The following is a 15,865-nucleotide window of genomic DNA, read 5'->3' as shown; positions in this document are numbered from 1 at the left end:
GTCGTCACGGGCCGGCCTCTTCCACGGGGAACACGCGACTGATCAGAGAGCCAACTTCCCCTTCCGGCCCATCTGAGACATTCGTCGTCAGCCGACTTGACACCCATGGCCCAATAGAGAAGCCCGCACCGGGATGGCGCGGGCTCACAGGCGTTCAAACCGGAAATGCGGCTCAGAGCTGGGCGAGCAGAGCCTCGGCGCCGGAGGCATCGGCCTTGCCGGGCGCTTCCTCGACGTTGAGCGCGGTGACCACGCCGTCCTCGACGACCATCGAATAGCGCTGGGAGCGCGTGCCGAGGCCGAAGCCCGAGCCGTCCATCGACAGGCCGATCTCCTTGGCGAAATCGGCATTGCCGTCGGAGAGGAAGCCGATCACGCCGGCGCCGCCGGTGGCCTTCGCCCAGGCGTCCATCACGAAGACGTCGTTGACGCCCGTGACGAAGATCTCCTCGACGCCCTTGGCCTTGATCTCGCCGGCCTTGGCGAGGAAGCCGGGCAGGTGGTTCTTGTGGCAGGTCGGCGTGAAGGCGCCGGGCACGGCGAACAGCACCACCTTGCGGCCCTTGAACAGATCTTCTGTCGTCCTCGCGGCCGGGCCTTCGGCCGTCATCACCCGAAACGTCGCCTGCGGAAGCTTGTCACCGACCTTGATCGACATCCTGCCGTTCTCCATCCTCGCGCTCCCCATTCGGCCGGCATGGCCGAATGACCAGAATTCGCGCTAGCTCACTATTGGTGGAGCATGTCCGCATCACGAAAGTGGTGTCCGCCTTCGTGGAACATGCTCGCGGCCGATGGCCGCCCCGCTGGCAGGGTTACGGCTTGCCGGCGCCGATGTCGAGTTCCAGCCGCGTCTCGACCGCAGCCGGCTTGCCGCTCAGCGTCACGATGAAGGGTGTGAGGCCGCTGGCCCCCTTGGGGCGGTCGACGATCTTGAGCTTGGCCGAAATGCTGCCGTCGGGGAGGGGGGTGAGCTGCGGGCGGCCGAACGACCATTGCCCGGCGCCCTCGACGAAGACGTCGTCGATCGCGCCGCCTTCCGGAGCCTTCAGGATCAGCTTGAGCGCATGCTCGCTTTCCTTCTCGCCGCGCGTGACCTCGATGATCGAGAGGCGGTCGCGTGCGAGGCCGAGCTTGACGGGCTGCGGGATGCGCGCCTCGAACTCTTCGAGCCTCGGCGACGTCACCGAGGTCACCCCTGGTTCGAGCCAGAGCCGGGCCTCGCCCTTGGCAGGCACGCAGATCTTATCGCAGACGGCGTAATCGAGCTTCAGTGCCACGGTCACCGGGCGAGTCGGATCGACCGGCTGGACGGAGACCGGCACGACGATTTCGCCGACATAGCCGATGCCGAAGCCGTTGGCGTCCTCGAAGCGCTCGGGGGCCGGCCAGCGCACATCGAGACCGCCGACATTCTCCGAGCCGCTCCAGTCGAACACCGGCGGAACTCCGGAGTCGCCGGGGCTGCGCCAATAGGTCTTGTAGCCAGGCGCCATCACGATCTCGACGCCGACACGTTGCTTGCCGGAGGCTGCGGTTGCGCCGGCGATCAGGCGCATCGAGGAATGGGTGCTTTTCGACCAGAGCGAAACGGCCGCTTCCTGCGCCCCGGCGGGTGTGCCGAGCGTCAGGGCAGCCGAAAAAAGGGCGGCGAGAAATTTCACGACAGCTGATTTAGGCGATCCGGGCGAGAATAGCGAGAAACACGCAGTCGCGACCTCAAACATTTGCGTTAGGGCGGGAGGTCAGCTTCCGTGACAGAGGAATGCGGCGCGAGCGGGACACGATAATTTGGCGTTGCACCCCCGTTCCCAGCGCGCCCGCAAAGGCTTAGCATGGCGCCATGAAGATCGGTTCGAACCAGCGGGTCAGCGGTCGCAGTTATCTCGACGGGCAGTGCCTGATCGCGATGCCCGGCATGAGCGATGCGCGCTTCGCCCGCACCGTCGTCTATCTCTGCGCCCATTCCGAGGACGGGGCGATGGGGATCATCGTCAACAAGCCGGCTGCCGACACGCGCTTTCCCGAGCTTCTGGTGCAGCTCGACGTGATCCCGCCGGACCAGGCGATTCGCCTGCCGAGCCAGGTCGAGCGCGTCCAGGTGCTGCGTGGCGGTCCGGTCGAGACCAAGCGGGGTTTCGTGCTGCACAGCGCCGACTTCTTCCTGGAATCGGCGACGCTGCCGATCGATGACGGCATCTGCCTGACGGCGACGCTCGATATCCTGCGCGCCATGGCGCTCGGCAGCGGCCCGGAGAATGCGGTCCTGGCGCTCGGCTATGCCGGCTGGGGCGCCGGCCAGCTCGAGGCCGAGATCCAGTCCAATGGCTGGCTGCACTGCGAGGCCGATTTCGACCTGCTCTTCGATGATGGGCTCGACACCAAATACGAGCGTGCGCTGCACAAGCTCGGCATCGACCCCGCCTTCCTCTCGAACCAAGCCGGCCACGCCTGAGAGGGCGCATTCACCTTACGTCATTCCGGCTGAAGCGAAGCGGAAAGCCGCGATCCATCGCAGAACGCGCTGCCTATTGATGGATTCCGGAACGGCGCTGCTACGCAGCTTGTCCGGAACGACAGTGTAGGTAGCCGGCAGGCAGCGCGTTGCCCATTAGGCCGCCTCGGTCGAGGCGCTCGACGCCCCCACCAGCCGCCGCGCTTCCGCCGCCGTCATCGGCTGCCCGAAGGTGTAGCCCTGCGCGTACTGGCAGCCGAGCTGATAAAGCTCGATCGCGTCCGACTCTGTCTCGGCGCCTTCCGCCACCACGTCCATGCGCAGATCGGCGGCGAGCTGGACGATCGAGCGCAGGATCACGGGCGGGCGGCCATTGCCCATCTGGCGCACGAAGCTCTGGTCGATCTTGATCGTGTCGAAGGGGAAGCGCTGCAGATAGGACAGCGAGGAGTAGCCGGTGCCGAAATCGTCGAGCGAAAGGCCGGCGCCGAGATCGCGGATGCGCGACAGCATCTGCGCGGCATATTCCGGGTTCTCCATCACCAGGCTTTCGGTGATCTCGAGCTTCAGCGTGCCCGGCAGTACGCGCCGGCGCGCCAGAACCGATTTGACGTCGCGCAGCAGATCGTGGCGCAGCAGCTGTCGGCTGGAGACGTTGACGCTTGCGAAGATCGGCGGCTCGACCTCGAGCGCCGCCTGCCAGGCCGCGAGCTCGCGGGCCGCCCGATCCATCACATAGACGCCGAGATCGACGATCAGCCCGGTTTCCTCGGCGATCGAGAGGAAATCCTGCGGCAGCAGCCGGCCCTCGCGCGGGTGGTCCCAGCGCATCAGCGCCTCGAAGCCCGCGATGGTCCGGTCCTCCAGCCGCACGATCGGCTGGTACATCACCTGGATCTCGCCGCGCTCGATCGCCCGGCGCAGATCGCTTTCGAGCGCCAGCCGGTCGTTGCGGTCGTTGCGCATCGCCGGCACGAAGACCTCGACGAGATTACCGCCCTGGTTCTTGGCATGGGCCATGGCGAGTTCTGCATTCTTCAGCGCATCGTCCTTGCGGGCCGTCGGCGTACCGTCGAACAGCGCGAGCCCGATCGAGGGCGTCAGCACGATCTCGCGCTCGGCGAAGGTGACGGGCGTCGAGACGGCGCGGCGCACCAGCTCGGCCAGCGCCAGGATGCGCTCGGGCTCGCGTTCCGAGACAAGTATCATCGCGAAGATGTCGCCGCCGATGCGCGCCAGCGTGTCCTGGGCCCGCAGCAGGCGGCCAAGGCGGCGCGCGAGCGTCAGCAGGATCGAATCGCCGGCCGAGAAGCCGACGGATTCGTTGACCTGCTTGAAGCGGTCGATGTCGATGACGATGACAGTCGGGCGGATGCTCTCATCGGCGCGGCAGAAACCGAAGACGGCGGCGAGCCGGTCCTGGAAGAGCTCGCGATTGGGCAGGCCGGTCAGGTTGTCGTGCACGGCATCGTGCAGCATCCGCTCCTGGGCCGTGCGCTGCTCGGTCACGTCGGCGAGCGTGCCGATGACCCGGATCACCTCGCCATCGGAGCCGATCACCGGCCGCGCCTTCAGGCTGAACCAGTGATAGGCGCCGCTGCCGGCGCGCAGGCGGAAATCGAGCTGCAATTTGCCGCGCCGCTGCTCGATCACCGCATCGAGGGTGACGCGATAGCGGTCGCGATCGGCGACATGCATGTATTCGAGCCAGCGCGCGGCCGAGCCTTCGAGCGCGCCCTTGGGCAGGCCGAGCAGGATTTCGGTCTGCGGCGAGACGAAGATCTTGTCGGCTGTGACGTCCCAGTCGAAGACGAGATCGCCCGAGCCGGAGAGGGCGAGCGCTCGCCGCTCGGTGTCCGAGACCAGCCCCTGTGCCAGCGCCCCGCCAGCGAAGGCGTGTTGCACCACGGTGAAGCCGATCAGCAGCACGATCAGCACGAGGCCGCCGATCAGCGCTGGCGGCACGAGGTCGCGGGCGAGCTGGCCGGTCACGGTGAAGCCGGCGGCCGTGACCCAGACCAGGAGCAGGAACCAGGTCGGGATCAGCATCACCGCCCGTTCATAGCCATGGGTCGCGAGGTGCAGGATCAGCACGAAGCCGATCCCCGCGACGGCTGCGATCGAGATGCGCGCCACGCCGGACGCCATCGGCGCATCAACCACGGCGAGGCCGACGAGTCCGGCGAGCCCGAGCATCCAGACCAGGGTGATGTGGCTGTAACGCACATGCCAGCGCGACAGGTTGAGATAGGCGAAGAGGAAGACGAGAAGCGTCGCCGCCAGCACCACCTCGGCGCCGGCGCGATATATTCGCTCGATCGCGGGCGTTAGCGGGAAGATGCGCTGGAAGAAGCCGAAATCCAGCCCGGCATAGGCGAGGACTGCCCAGGCGAGCGCCGCAGCGGCGGGGAAGATCACCGCGCCCTTGACCACGAAGATGATGGTCAGGAACAGCGCGAGCAGGCCGGCGATGCCGATGATGATGCCCTTGTAGAGCGTCAGCCCGTTGGTCTTCTGGCGATACGCCTCCGGCTCATAGAGATAGAGCTGCGGCAGGTTCGGCGATTTGAGCTCGGCCACGAAGGTGACGGTCGTGCCGGGGTCGAGCGTGATCTGGAAAACGTCGGCGTCGGGTGAATCCTCGCGTTCCGGCCGCAGGCCCTGGCTCGCGGTGATCGCCTCGATCCGGCGGTCGCCGAGATCGGGCCAGATCACGCCGGAGCCGATCAGCCGGTGGAAGGGCGCGACCAGCAGCCGGTCGATCTGCTCGTCGGAATCATTGGTGAGCGCGAAGACGATCCAGTCCGGCCTTGCGCCGGATTCGCGGGCGCGGACCGCGATGCGCCGGACGATGCCGTCCGGGCCCGGCGCGGTCGAGATCTGGATGACGTCGCCGTCGGATTTGTTGCGCTCGACCACGTCGGTGAGGTCGAGCACGGGCACGTCGACCGGGACGCGCTGCGCCTCGACTGCTAGCGCTGGGCGCAGCGCCGTGAGCAGGATCAGCACCAGGAGGCCAGATATGGCGATGCCGAGCCGGAGGAAACGGTGCGTCGATGACAAGGTGGGCTCGGTCTTTCGGGCGGGTCTGAACGTTTAAAATTTATCTGGTCAGTCGTATCGGCCGGGCGTGGCGAGGGCAAGGCAGCCCACGGCGTCTTCCTCAAGCCTTGCGAAGGTCGGCTGCGAGCATCCCGTAGAGCAGATGGTCGGCCCAGACGCCGTTGATCCGCAGATAGCCGCGCGCCTCGCCTTCCCGCTGGAAGCCGACACGCTCGAGCAGCCGGCGGGATGGCGTGTTCTGCGGCAGGCAGGCTGCTTCGACACGGTGCAGAGCGAGCTCGGAAAAGGCGAAGCCGAGCGCCCCGCGCACGGCTTCCGTCATATGGCCCTTGCCGGCATGGCGCTCACCCATCCAGTAGCCGAGCGTGCAGGCCTGGGCGACGCCGCGTCTGACCAGGCCCAGCGTCAGCCCGCCGAGCAGCGCCTCGGTACGGGCATCGAGCACGAACAGGCAATAGGCTTCGTCGGTCGCGATCTCGCGGGCGGCGCGCTTCACCCGCAGCCGGAACGAGTTCCGCGTCAGGTCGTCCTCGCTCCAGACCGGCTCCCACGGCGTCAGGAAGTCGCGGCTTTCCAGCCGCAGCGCCGCCCAGGCGGAATAGTCATTGGCCAGCGGCGGGCGCAATACGAGGTTCTTGGTCCGGATCAGCGGCCGCGTCGGCGGGTCGGTCGCGAAGCGGAACAGGGCCATGGCGGTCAGGCCGGGCGGGCGAGGGCGGCGCGCAGGGCGTCAGCCGGCGCAAGATCGTCGAGCGGGCCGACGGCCGCCACCGTGGCGTGGCCCTTGAGCAGGCTGCGGCCGGCGGCGCGGACATCGGCGAGGCTCACCGCGTCGAGCCGCCGCGCCAGCTCCTCGCGCGGGATGGCGCGGCCGAAGACCAGCACCTGCCGCGCCATCTGCTCGAGCTTGCCGCCGGGGCTTTCGAGCGAGGCCAGCAGGCCGACTTTCATCTGCGCCCGGGCCCGCGCCATCTCGACCTCGCTGACATCGCGCACCGCCTGCCTGAGGCAGTCGAAAGCGACGTCGACGAGTTCGCCGACATCCTCCGGCGCGGTGCCGGCGCTGATGCCGAAGACGCCGCAATCGGAGAAGGGCCAGTGGAAGGCGTCGATCGCATAGGCGAGGCCGCGGCGCTCGCGCACCTCCTGGAAGAGGCGCGAGGACAGGCCGCCGCCGAGCACGGCCGAGAAGATCTGCAGAGGATAATGCGCCCCGTCCTTGAACGGCTTGCCGGGGAAGCCGAGCACGACATGGACCTGTTCCTCGTCGCCGTCGATGCGCGCCTCGCCGCCACGGTACACGGCGAGGTCGCGGCCCGGCGGAGGCCCGGTCGGGCGCGCCGGCAGCTTGGCCAGCGCCTTCTCGGCGAGCGCGACCAGCTCGGCATGGTCGACCGCGCCGGCCGCGGCGAGCACCATGTTGCCGGCATGGTAGTGCCGCGAGAGATAGGCGCGGATCGCCTCGGGCGTGAAGCTGTTCACCGTCTGCGCCGTGCCGAGGATCGGCCGGCCGAGCGGCTGGTCGGGGAAGGCCGCCTGGAGGAAACGATCGTAGACCAGATCGTCCGGCGTATCCTGGACGGCGCCGATCTCCTGCAGGATGACGCCCTTCTCGCGCGCCAGCTCCTCCTCGGTCAGCGCCGGCTCGGTCAGGATGTCGGCGAGGATGTCGACCGCCAGCGCCAGGTCTTGGCCGAGCACGCGGGCGGTGTAGCAGGTGTACTCGACGGACGTCGCGGCATTGAGATCGCCGCCGACGCTCTCGATCTCCTCGGCGATCTGGCGGGCCGATCGCCGCGCCGTGCCCTTGAACGCCATATGCTCGAGCAGATGGGCGAGCCCGTGCTCGTGGGGCAGCTCGTCGCGCGCGCCGGCGCCGATCCAGATGCCGAGCGAGACGGTCGCGGCATGGGCCATGTGCTCGGAGACGATTCGCAGCCCCGACGGCAGCGTGGTCAGGCTGACCGCCGGGTCATGCGCGAGGGCTTCTTCCTCGCGCTTGGCTGGCTTCGGCTTGCCGGTCCGGGCGTTGAGCGTCTTCATGCCGCCGCGCTCCGCACCGCTCGTGCGCGTTCGGCGATGAAGCGTTCGAGCTTGCCTTGGTCGTTGGGTAGCAGGCTGGAATGCTCCTTGCGCTCCATCAGATCGGCGAGATGGGCCGGGAGGGCCGGCCGCACGCCGCTCGCTGCTTCGACAGCGTCAGGGAACTTGGCCGGGTGCGCCGTGCCGAGCGCGACGACCGGCGTCGCAGGATCGGCTTTCAGCGCTTCGCGGGCGGCGCGCACGCCGATCGCGCTGTGCGGATCGAGCAGGTAGCCGGCATCGCGCCAGGTCGCGCCGATCTCGGCGGCGGTCGCGGCCTCGTCGATCGCGACGGCGTCGAAATCGGCCCTGATCCGCGCGAGCGGGCCGGCGGCGATCTCGAAGCGACCGGACTGCTGCAGCGACTGCATCAGCCGGCGCACGGCTGCGCTGTCGCGCTCATGTGCTTCGAACAGAAGTCGTTCGAAATTCGAGGAGATCTGGATGTCCATCGAGGGCGAGCTCGTCGCGCTGACGCCGCGCATCTCGTAGACGCCGGTCTCGAGCGTCCGGGCCAGGATGTCGTTGCTGTTGGTGCCGATCGCCAGCCGCCCGATCGGCAGACCCATCTGCTTGGCGATCCAGCCGGCGAGCACGTCGCCGAAATTGCCGGTCGGAACGGCGAATGAAACCGGCCGATGCGGGCTGCCGAGCGCGCTCGCGGCCGTGAAGTAATACACCACCTGCGCCGCGATCCTTGCCCAGTTGATCGAATTGACGCCGGAGAGACGCAATTCGTCGCGGAAGCGGTGATGGTTGAAGAGCGCCTTCACCAGGTTCTGGCAGTCGTCGAAGGTGCCTTCGATCGCGATGGCGTGGACGTTGGCGGCATCGACCGTGGTCATCTGCCGGCGCTGCACGTCCGAGACGCGGCCCTCCGGGTAGAGGATGAAGATGTCGACCCGTTCCAGGCCCTTGAAGGCGTCGATCGCAGCGCCGCCGGTGTCGCCCGAGGTGGCGCCGACAATGGTGGCGCGCTCGCCGCGTTGGGCGAGGACATGGTCCATCAGGCGCCCGAGCAACTGCATCGCCACGTCCTTGAAGGCGAGCGTCGGGCCGTGGAAGAGCTCGAGCGAGAACAGGTTGTCGCCGAGCTGGACCAGCGGGCAGACGGCCGGATGCCGGAAGCTGGCATAGGCCTCGCCGATCATCGTCTTCAGCGCGCTGCTCTCGATGTCGCCATCAGCGAGGGCACCGACGACCTGCTCCGCGACGCTCGCATAGGGTTTGCCGGCGAAGCCCGCGATCTCCGCCGCCGAGAAGCGCGGCAGGGCTTTCGGCAGGTAGAGGCCGCCATCGCGGGCAAGCCCGGCGAGAAGAGCATCGGCAAAGGAGAGCGAGGGCGCATCGCCCCGGGTCGAGATATGCAGCACGACGGTTCCGTTTCGAGGTTGTGCCTGATCCTATAGGCCCGTTGACGGGGGAGGGCAAAAGCAAAGGCCGACGGGTGGAGGCTCGAGGCCCGCGCCGTACGCCTAGCCGGCTTGCCGCCGCCTGCGATTCTGCCATGCGAAGACGGCGAACACACCTACCAGTGTCAGTGCCAGCCCGAACCAGGTCACGGCATATTGCAGGTGGTTGTCGGGGATGCGTGCGATCAGCTCCTTGACGTCGACCCCGGCCGGCGGGATCATGCCGTCGCCGCTGCGCTCGGCCTCGAGATAGAACGGCGCGCCCGGCAGCCCCAGCGAGGCGGCGATCGCGACCGGATCCCGGGTGTAGAACTCGCGCTGTCCCGGCAGGTCCGCCGGGGTGAAGCTGTTGCGAGCCTCGGGCGCGCGCAGGAAGCCCACGACGGTCGCGGAGCCGCTGGCCGGGGTGATGCCGGCATAGCGGCCTTCTGGAACGAAGCCCCGATTGACCAGGATGGTGCCGCCGTCTTCCAGGCGAAACCCCTGGAAGACCCAGCGGCCGAAGCCGGAAAGCTGGCGCGTGCCCGGCGGGCCGGAGGCGATGGTCGTGCGCACCCCGGCGATGCCGTTGTCGAGATAGGTGCCCCTGGCTTCGACGCGCTGCAGGTCGAGGCGGCTCGGGTCGAGTTTCGGCCACTCGGCGGCTGGCGGCATGGCGGAGGGCGGCGCACCGGCCTGCGCCTGCAGCCGCGCGATGAAGGCGTGCTTCTCGCCCATGCGCTGGAGCTGCCAGCTGCCGAGCAGGCAGAGCACGCCGACACCGATGACGGTGAGCAACGTAGGCAGGAGCAGCTTCTGGCGCGACGGGGAGGCGGTGGTGGGCATGCTCACTTCTTCATCCTGCCTTCCTGCGCACGGTTCACATACTGCAGCGCGACCGCGATGCCCTTCATCGGCCGCAGCAGGCCAAGACAGGTGACGAGCGCCAGAGGCAGCCAGAGCGCAAGATGCAGCCAGATCGGCGGTTCGTAGGCGATCTCGACATAGAGCGCGAGGCCGAGCACGAAGAAGCCTGCGATCAGCATGATGAACACCGCCGGCCCGTCGGCGGAATCGGCAAAGGCGAAATCGAGGCCGCAGGCGGAGCAGCGCGGCCTGAGCTTCAGATAGCCGTCGAAGAGCTTGCCTTCGCCGCAGCGCGGGCAGCGGCCGGCGAGGCCGGTCGAGAACGGCGAGGGGCCGGCAGGGTGCGGCTCTGTCATGCGCTTCTCCTCAAACGGAAGGGGCGGCCTCGCGGCCGCCCCTCGGGATCTGCGACCGCGACCGGTCTCGTATCAGTGGGCGGCCGGCGTACCGGAACCCCAGACATAGATCGCGGCGAACAGGAACAGCCAGACCACGTCGACGAAGTGCCAGTACCAGGCGGCGAACTCGAAGCCGAGGTGCTGGTTCGGCTTGAAGTGGCCGAGATAGACCCGGTACAGGCAGATCGCCAGGAAGATCGTGCCGATGATGACGTGGAAACCGTGGAAGCCGGTCGCCATGTAGAAGGTCGCGCCGTAGATGTTGCCGGCGAAGGCGAAGGAGGCGTGCGCGTACTCGTAGCCCTGGACGATGGTGAACATGCCACCGAGGATCAGGGTCAGCCAGAGCGCCTGCTTCAGCCCGGCGCGATCGTTCTGGATCAGCGCATAGTGCGCCCAGGTGACCGTGGTGCCCGAGGTCAGCAGGATCAGCGTGTTGAGCAGCGGCAGGTGCCAGGGATCGAACGTCTCGATACCCTTCGGCGGCCAGTGACCGCCGGTGAACTCGGCGCGGGCGTACTGGATGTGCTCGCCGGTGAACAGGCTGGCGTCGAAGAAGGCCCAGAACCAGGCGACGAAGAACATCACCTCGGAGGCGATGAACATCAGCATGCCGTAGCGGTGATGGATCTGCACGACGCGGGTGTGGTGGCCCTCATGCTCGGCCTCGCGCACGACGTCCATCCACCAGGCCAGCATGGTGTAGAGCACGCCCAGCAGGCCAGCGCCGAAGACCAACGGGCCGAGCTGCATGCCGGCGACCGGCATGTGCTTCATCCACATCACGGCGCCGATCGCCATGATCGTCGCGCTCATCGAGCCGACAAGCGGCCACGGGCTCGGATCGACGAGGTGGTAGTCGTGGTTCTTGGTATGGGCCTCGGCCATCGTGGTCTCCGCGTCCGATAGAAGTGCAGCGCGCTGGCTTGCTGCTTATAGGCTTGATTTGGCGGCGTCACCCTTGCTTTCCGCGACCGGTTGCCCGGACTTCGACGGGAAGTAGGTGTACGACAGGGTGATCGACTTCAGGCTCGCGAGCTCGCGGTTCGCCTCGATTTCGGGGTCGATATAGAACACGACCGGCGCCTCGATGCTTTCGCCGGGCTGCAGCGTGTTCTCCGTGAAGCAGAAGCACTGGATCTTGACGAAATGCGCCGCCGCCTGGGACGGCTGGACGTTGTAGGTCGCGATCCCGGTGGCGGGTCGGGACGAGGTGTTGGTGATCTTGTAGAACACCGTCTGCGTCTCGCCGACACGCGCGGTGATCTCGGTCTGCTCGGCGTCGAAGCGCCAGCCCAGGGCAGGGGAGACATTGGCGTCGAACCGCACCGCGATCGTGCGGTCGATGACGCGGCTCGCGCCGGCGGTGCCGACCATCGGGGTGCCGCCGAAGCCGGTCGCCTTGCAGAACATGTCGTAGAGCGGCACGGCGGCGAAGGAGAGCCCGGTCATGCCCAGCACGACGCCGCTGCAGATCAGCACGATGCGGCGGTTCTTGGCGGAAGCGTCTGTCATCGCATCACAGCGGACGGTTGAGGATCGCCGGGCCGGTCTTGGCCAGGGTCACCACGAAGAAGAACAGGACGAGGCCCGCGAGCACGAGCGCGAGCGCGATCGAGCGACGATTGCGCCTTGCCATGTCCTCCGGCGAGAAGGGCGCCGGCGGCTCGGGTTTCGAAGGCGCGGGCTGGTGTTGGGGCTTCTCGCTCATCACAGCACCTTGGGCAGGGCCCACATCAGGCCGAGTCCGTTCTCTGCCAGCAGAACGGCGAAGAGCAGGAAGAGGTAGAGGATCGAGAAGCCGAAGAGCTGATAGGCCGCCTTGTAGGCCGCGTCGCCTTCGGTGACCTTCAGGACGCGCAGCGAGAGCGCGATCATCATCAGCCCGGTCACGACCGAGACGATGAGGTAGATCGCGCCGCCGAAGCCCATCAGCGCCGGCAGCACCGCGACTGGGGCGAGCGCGAAGGTATAGGCGACGATCTGGCGCCGGGTGGCGGCAGGGCCGGCGACGTTGGGCAGCATCGGGATGCCGGCGCGGGCGTAGTCGCCCGACTTGACCAGGGCCAGCGCCCAGAAATGCGGCGGGGTCCACAGGAAGATGATGGCGAAGAGGACGATCGAGGTGATGCCGAAATCGCCGGTCACCACGGCCTCGCCGATCATCGGCGGAAAAGCGCCGGCCGCACCGCCGATGACGATGTTCTGCGGCGTCGCCCGCTTCAGCCACATCGAATAGATGACGGCGTAGAAGAAGATGGTGAAGGCAAGCATCGCCGCCGAGAGCAGGTTGGCGACGAGGCCGAGTACCAGCACCGAGCCGACCGAGAGCGTGAGCCCGAAGGCGAGCGCCTCCGAAGGCAGGATGCGCCCGGCCGGGATCGGCCGGTTGGCGGTGCGCGTCATCACAGCGTCGATATCGGCATCCCACCACATGTTGAGGCAGCCCGACGCGCCGGCGCCGACCGAGATCGCGAGCAGGGCAGCAAAGCCGATGATCGGGTTCACCGAGCCGGGCGCTGCGACCATGCCGCCGAGCGCCGTCACGATGACGAGGAACATCACGCGCGGCTTCAGCAGCGCGAAATAGTCACCGGCCTCCCCGGTGGAGGTCGGAGCGGCGCCATCACGGTGCGGGGCGATCTGATCGAACGCAGCAGACATCGGTACTTGGTCTTCGTCTCGTCTCTAGGGGGCCACAGCGGGCCGTGAACTGCAGAACTCTGGGGGCTGGGCGCCGCCCGCCTCCGGAAAGCCCCTGCAAGGCTCTCGGGAGAAGGGCGGCGGCGGGACTGGCCCGCCGCCGCTTTATTCCTAGTGGTCCGAGCCTGCGATCCGCGGCAGCGTCTCGAACTGGTGGAAGGGCGGCGGCGAGGACAGGGTCCACTCCAGCGTCGTCGCGCCTTCGCCCCACGGATTGTCGCCGGCCAGTTCCTTCCTGGTGAAGGCGACGATCACGCCGTAGATCCAGACCAGCAGGCCGGCCGCGAAGATGTACGAGCCGATCGACGACCAGAAGTGCCAGCCCGCGAAGGCGTCGGGATAGTCGACATAGTGCCGCGGCATGCCGGCGAGGCCGAGGAAGTGCTGGGGGAAGAACAGCAGGTTCGCACCGATGAAGGCGATCCAGAAGTGCAGGCGGCCGATCCAGTCCGGGATCACGTAGCCGCTCATCTTCGGGAACCAGTAGTAGAAGCCGGCGAAGATGCCGAACACCGCGCCCAGCGACAGCACGTAGTGGAAGTGCGCCACCACGTAGTAGGTCGCATGCAGCGAGCGATCGAGACCGGCATTGGCCAGCACGACGCCGGTGACGCCGCCGACGGTGAACAGGAAGATGAAGCCGATCGCCCAGATCATCGGCGCGGTGAAGCGCAGCGAACCGCCCCACATCGTCGCGATCCAGGAGAAGATCTTCACACCGGTCGGAACCGCGATGACCATCGTCGCGAAGACGAAGTAGCGCTGCGTGTTGAGCGAAAGGCCGACGGTGTACATGTGGTGGGCCCACACGATGAAGCCGACGACGCCGATCGCAACCATCGCATAGGCCATGCCGAGATAGCCGAAGATCGGCTTCCTCGAGAAGGTCGAGATGATGTGGCTGACGATGCCGAAGGCCGGCAGGATCATGATGTACACTTCGGGGTGGCCGAAGAACCAGAACAGGTGCTGGTAGAGCACCGGGTCGCCGCCGCCGGCCGGATCGTAAAAGGTCGTGCCGAAGTTGCGGTCGGTGAGCAGCATGGTGATGGCGCCGGCGAGAACCGGCAGCGACAGCAGCAGCAGGAAGGCGGTGACCAGCACGCCCCAGGCGAACAGCGGCATCTTGTGCATGGTCATGCCGGGCGCGCGCATGTTCAGGATCGTGGTGATGAAGTTGATCGCGCCGAGAATCGAGGCCGCACCGGCGAGGTGGAGCGCCAGGATCGCGAAGTCGACCGCCGGGCCGGGATGGCCGGCCGAGGAGAAGGGCGGGTAGACCGTCCAGCCCGTGCCCGCGCCTTTCGCGCCCGGGGCGCCTTCGGTGAACAGCGAGATCAGCAGCAGCACGAGGCCCGAGACAGTGAGCCAGAACGAGATGTTGTTCATCCGCGGGAAGGCCATGTCCGGCGCGCCGATCATCAGCGGCACGAACCAGTTGCCGAAGCCGCCGATGACCGCGGGCATGACCATGAAGAAGATCATGATCAGGCCGTGGCCGGTGACGAAGACGTTGTAGCTCTGGCCGTTGGCGAAGATCTGAAGCCCCGGCTCCTGCAGCTCGATACGCATCATGATCGACAGGAAGCCGCCGATCAGGCCCGCGATGATCGAGAAGATCAGGTAAAGCGTGCCGATGTCCTTGTGATTGGTCGAGAGCAGCCAGCGCCGCCATCCGGTCGGATGGGCGTGTGCGTGGGCGTCGTCGTGCCCGTAACCCTGGGCGTGGGGAGCCGAGGTGGCCATGAGGTTCGTCTCCTCCTGCGAAATCGGTTCGCGTGAGTTCAAGTCAATCGGGTTCAGCGGGTCGCGTCGGCGACCTTGCCGGCGGCATCGGCCGCATTGGCGAATTTCTGCTTCGATTCCGCGAGCCAGGCGGCGTAGCGCTCGGCGCTGACGACTCGGAAGGCGATCGGCATATAGGCGTGGTTCTGCCCGCAGATGAACGAGCACTGGCCGTAGAAGATACCTTCGCGATCGGCCCGGAACCAGGTTTCGTTGAGGCGGCCCGGAATGGCGTCGATCTTAACGCCGAAGGCCGGAACCGTGAACTTGTGGATGACGTCGGCGGCGGTGACCTGCACGCGCACGATCTTGCCGACCGGAACCACCGCCTCGTTGTCGACGGCGAGCAGGCGCGGAGCCTCGGATTCGGCGATCTTCTTGGACTGGATCGCCTCGGCGCGCTGCTTCTCGTCCAGCATCAGCGAATCGAAGCCGAAGGCGCCGCCATCCTGCGGGTACTCATAGGACCAGTACCACTGCTTGCCGGTCACCTTCACGGTGATGTCGGCCTTCGGAACCTCGAGCTGCAGCTTGAGCAGGCGGAAGGAGGGAATCGCGACCACGACCAGGATCAGCACCGGGATAATGGTCCAGGCCACCTCGAGCAGGGCGTGGTGGGTGGTCTTGGCCGGCACCGGATTGCGGCGCTCGTTGAAGCGGTAGGCCACATAGATCAGCAGCCCGAGGACGAAGATGCAGATGACGAAGATCAGGACGTTGATCCAGTCGTGGAACCAGTGGATGAACGTCGCAACCTCGGTCGCGGCGGGCTGGAGATTAATCTGCCAGGGCTGCGGCATGCCGTTCTGGGCCGATGCGGCGGCCGGGAAGAACGCAATCAGCATCGCGGCGACGGCCGCGGCGGCGTCCCTGAGGGTCGAGGTCACAAATCGCATCGGTCCGACATAGCTCCTGTGATGCCGTGCCGGCCCCCGGTTCCGCCTGGGTCGGCTTGCACGCGTCCAGGCAGCCCTTGCGGGCCGCCCCTTGTTCTTCGGCATTGCGATAAATCAAAGATCACGCTTGCGCCAGTGGGGCAATGATAGGCTGGCGCAAGGGCCGTGCGGCATAAGTACGCGAGGCGCAGGGACGCAGGCATGCCCGTCATCGCTCAGATCCGG

General features: G+C 67.1%; 15 protein-coding genes. 1 reads left to right on the top strand and 14 read right to left on the bottom strand.

Annotation, left to right across the window (positions count from 1 at the left end; translation table 11 throughout):
* Positions 1–172 precede the first annotated feature (172 nt).
* Both RKE40_RS13040 and RKE40_RS13035 read right to left on the bottom strand, forming a co-directional pair.
* A complete protein-coding gene (locus tag RKE40_RS13040) occupies positions 173–658 on the bottom strand; it encodes a peroxiredoxin (RefSeq protein ID WP_316018661.1) in 486 nt (161 codons plus the stop codon).
* Between the two features lie 157 nt (positions 659–815).
* A complete protein-coding gene (locus RKE40_RS13035; RefSeq protein ID WP_316018660.1) occupies positions 816–1,664 on the bottom strand; it encodes a protein-disulfide reductase DsbD domain-containing protein in 849 nt (282 codons plus the stop codon).
* A gap of 179 nt (positions 1,665–1,843) precedes the next feature.
* On the opposite strand from RKE40_RS13035, the gene RKE40_RS13030 reads away from it, so the two are divergent.
* On the top strand, positions 1,844–2,455 hold the full coding sequence (locus RKE40_RS13030; RefSeq protein WP_316018659.1) for a YqgE/AlgH family protein: 612 nt from the start codon (positions 1,844–1,846) through the stop codon (positions 2,453–2,455).
* Positions 2,456–2,611: 156 nt separating this feature from the next.
* Here the strand turns inward: RKE40_RS13030 and RKE40_RS13025 are convergent, their stop codons facing one another.
* The 12 genes from RKE40_RS13025 to coxB all read right to left on the bottom strand — a co-directional run bounded on the left by RKE40_RS13025 (position 2,612) and on the right by coxB (position 15,589).
* The gene (locus RKE40_RS13025) at positions 2,612–5,518 is read right to left on the bottom strand and encodes an EAL domain-containing protein (protein ID WP_390893354.1); all 2,907 of its coding nucleotides are present in this window, start codon (positions 5,516–5,518) and stop codon (positions 2,612–2,614) included.
* Between the two features lie 100 nt (positions 5,519–5,618).
* Positions 5,619–6,209, bottom strand: coding sequence for a GNAT family N-acetyltransferase (locus tag RKE40_RS13020; RefSeq protein WP_316018658.1), 591 nt, complete (start codon positions 6,207–6,209; stop codon positions 5,619–5,621).
* A gap of 5 nt (positions 6,210–6,214) precedes the next feature.
* A complete protein-coding gene (locus RKE40_RS13015) occupies positions 6,215–7,561 on the bottom strand; it encodes a M16 family metallopeptidase (RefSeq protein ID WP_316018657.1) in 1,347 nt (448 codons plus the stop codon).
* A complete protein-coding gene (gene thrC, locus RKE40_RS13010; protein ID WP_316018656.1) occupies positions 7,558–8,973 on the bottom strand; it encodes a threonine synthase in 1,416 nt (471 codons plus the stop codon). The genes RKE40_RS13015 and thrC overlap by 4 nt, the downstream gene beginning before the upstream one ends.
* A gap of 102 nt (positions 8,974–9,075) precedes the next feature.
* Entirely contained in the window at positions 9,076–9,837 is a 762-nt protein-coding gene (locus tag RKE40_RS13005; RefSeq protein WP_316018669.1) for an SURF1 family protein, read from the bottom strand.
* 2 nt (positions 9,838–9,839) lie between these two features.
* Positions 9,840–10,214: a DUF983 domain-containing protein gene (locus RKE40_RS13000; RefSeq protein WP_316018655.1), complete on the bottom strand. Its 375-nt coding sequence runs from the start codon at positions 10,212–10,214 to the stop codon at positions 9,840–9,842.
* A 72-nt stretch (positions 10,215–10,286) separates the two neighbouring features.
* Positions 10,287–11,144, bottom strand: a complete 858-nt coding sequence (locus RKE40_RS12995) for a cytochrome c oxidase subunit 3 (protein ID WP_316018654.1) — start codon at positions 11,142–11,144, stop codon at positions 10,287–10,289.
* A 45-nt stretch (positions 11,145–11,189) separates the two neighbouring features.
* Positions 11,190–11,771, bottom strand: a complete 582-nt coding sequence (locus RKE40_RS12990; RefSeq protein ID WP_316018653.1) for a cytochrome c oxidase assembly protein — start codon at positions 11,769–11,771, stop codon at positions 11,190–11,192.
* A gap of 4 nt (positions 11,772–11,775) precedes the next feature.
* A complete protein-coding gene (locus RKE40_RS12985; protein WP_316018652.1) occupies positions 11,776–11,967 on the bottom strand; it encodes a hypothetical protein in 192 nt (63 codons plus the stop codon).
* Positions 11,967–12,920: a heme o synthase gene (locus RKE40_RS12980; protein ID WP_316018651.1), complete on the bottom strand. Its 954-nt coding sequence runs from the start codon at positions 12,918–12,920 to the stop codon at positions 11,967–11,969. Before RKE40_RS12980 ends, RKE40_RS12985 begins: the two co-directional genes overlap by 1 nt.
* Before the next feature lie 150 nt (positions 12,921–13,070).
* A complete protein-coding gene (gene ctaD, locus RKE40_RS12975; protein WP_316018650.1) occupies positions 13,071–14,705 on the bottom strand; it encodes a cytochrome c oxidase subunit I in 1,635 nt (544 codons plus the stop codon).
* A 53-nt stretch (positions 14,706–14,758) separates the two neighbouring features.
* Positions 14,759–15,589, bottom strand: a complete 831-nt coding sequence (gene coxB, locus RKE40_RS12970; protein ID WP_316018668.1) for a cytochrome c oxidase subunit II — start codon at positions 15,587–15,589, stop codon at positions 14,759–14,761.
* Positions 15,590–15,865: the final 276 nt, after the last annotated feature.

The organism is Allobosea rubneri (genome assembly GCF_032464875.1).
Lineage (GTDB): Bacteria > Pseudomonadota > Alphaproteobacteria > Rhizobiales > Beijerinckiaceae > Allobosea > Allobosea rubneri.
The sequence above is the reverse complement of the archived record's forward strand: the minus strand, read 5'-3'. Positions and strand labels throughout refer to the sequence as shown.

Bases quoted from the DNA above. Each gene is read 5' to 3' on its own strand.
- RKE40_RS13030 (WP_316018659.1), top strand. From the start codon at position 1,844: ATGAAGATCGGTTCGAACCAGCGGGTCAGCGGTCGCAGTTATCTCGAC.
- RKE40_RS12995 (WP_316018654.1), bottom strand. From the start codon at position 11,144: ATGGCCGAGGCCCATACCAAGAACCACGACTACCACCTCGTCGATCCG.
- RKE40_RS13015 (WP_316018657.1), bottom strand. From the start codon at position 7,561: ATGAAGACGCTCAACGCCCGGACCGGCAAGCCGAAGCCAGCCAAGCGC.
- RKE40_RS13005 (WP_316018669.1), bottom strand. From the start codon at position 9,837: ATGCCCACCACCGCCTCCCCGTCGCGCCAGAAGCTGCTCCTGCCTACG.
- RKE40_RS12980 (WP_316018651.1), bottom strand. From the start codon at position 12,920: ATGTCTGCTGCGTTCGATCAGATCGCCCCGCACCGTGATGGCGCCGCT.
- ctaD (WP_316018650.1), bottom strand. From the start codon at position 14,705: ATGGCCACCTCGGCTCCCCACGCCCAGGGTTACGGGCACGACGACGCC.
- RKE40_RS13020 (WP_316018658.1), bottom strand. From the start codon at position 6,209: ATGGCCCTGTTCCGCTTCGCGACCGACCCGCCGACGCGGCCGCTGATC.
- RKE40_RS13000 (WP_316018655.1), bottom strand. From the start codon at position 10,214: ATGACAGAGCCGCACCCTGCCGGCCCCTCGCCGTTCTCGACCGGCCTC.
- RKE40_RS12990 (WP_316018653.1), bottom strand. From the start codon at position 11,771: ATGACAGACGCTTCCGCCAAGAACCGCCGCATCGTGCTGATCTGCAGC.
- RKE40_RS13040 (WP_316018661.1), bottom strand. From the start codon at position 658: ATGTCGATCAAGGTCGGTGACAAGCTTCCGCAGGCGACGTTTCGGGTG.
- coxB (WP_316018668.1), bottom strand. From the start codon at position 15,589: ATGCTGATTGCGTTCTTCCCGGCCGCCGCATCGGCCCAGAACGGCATG.
- RKE40_RS12985 (WP_316018652.1), bottom strand. From the start codon at position 11,967: ATGAGCGAGAAGCCCCAACACCAGCCCGCGCCTTCGAAACCCGAGCCG.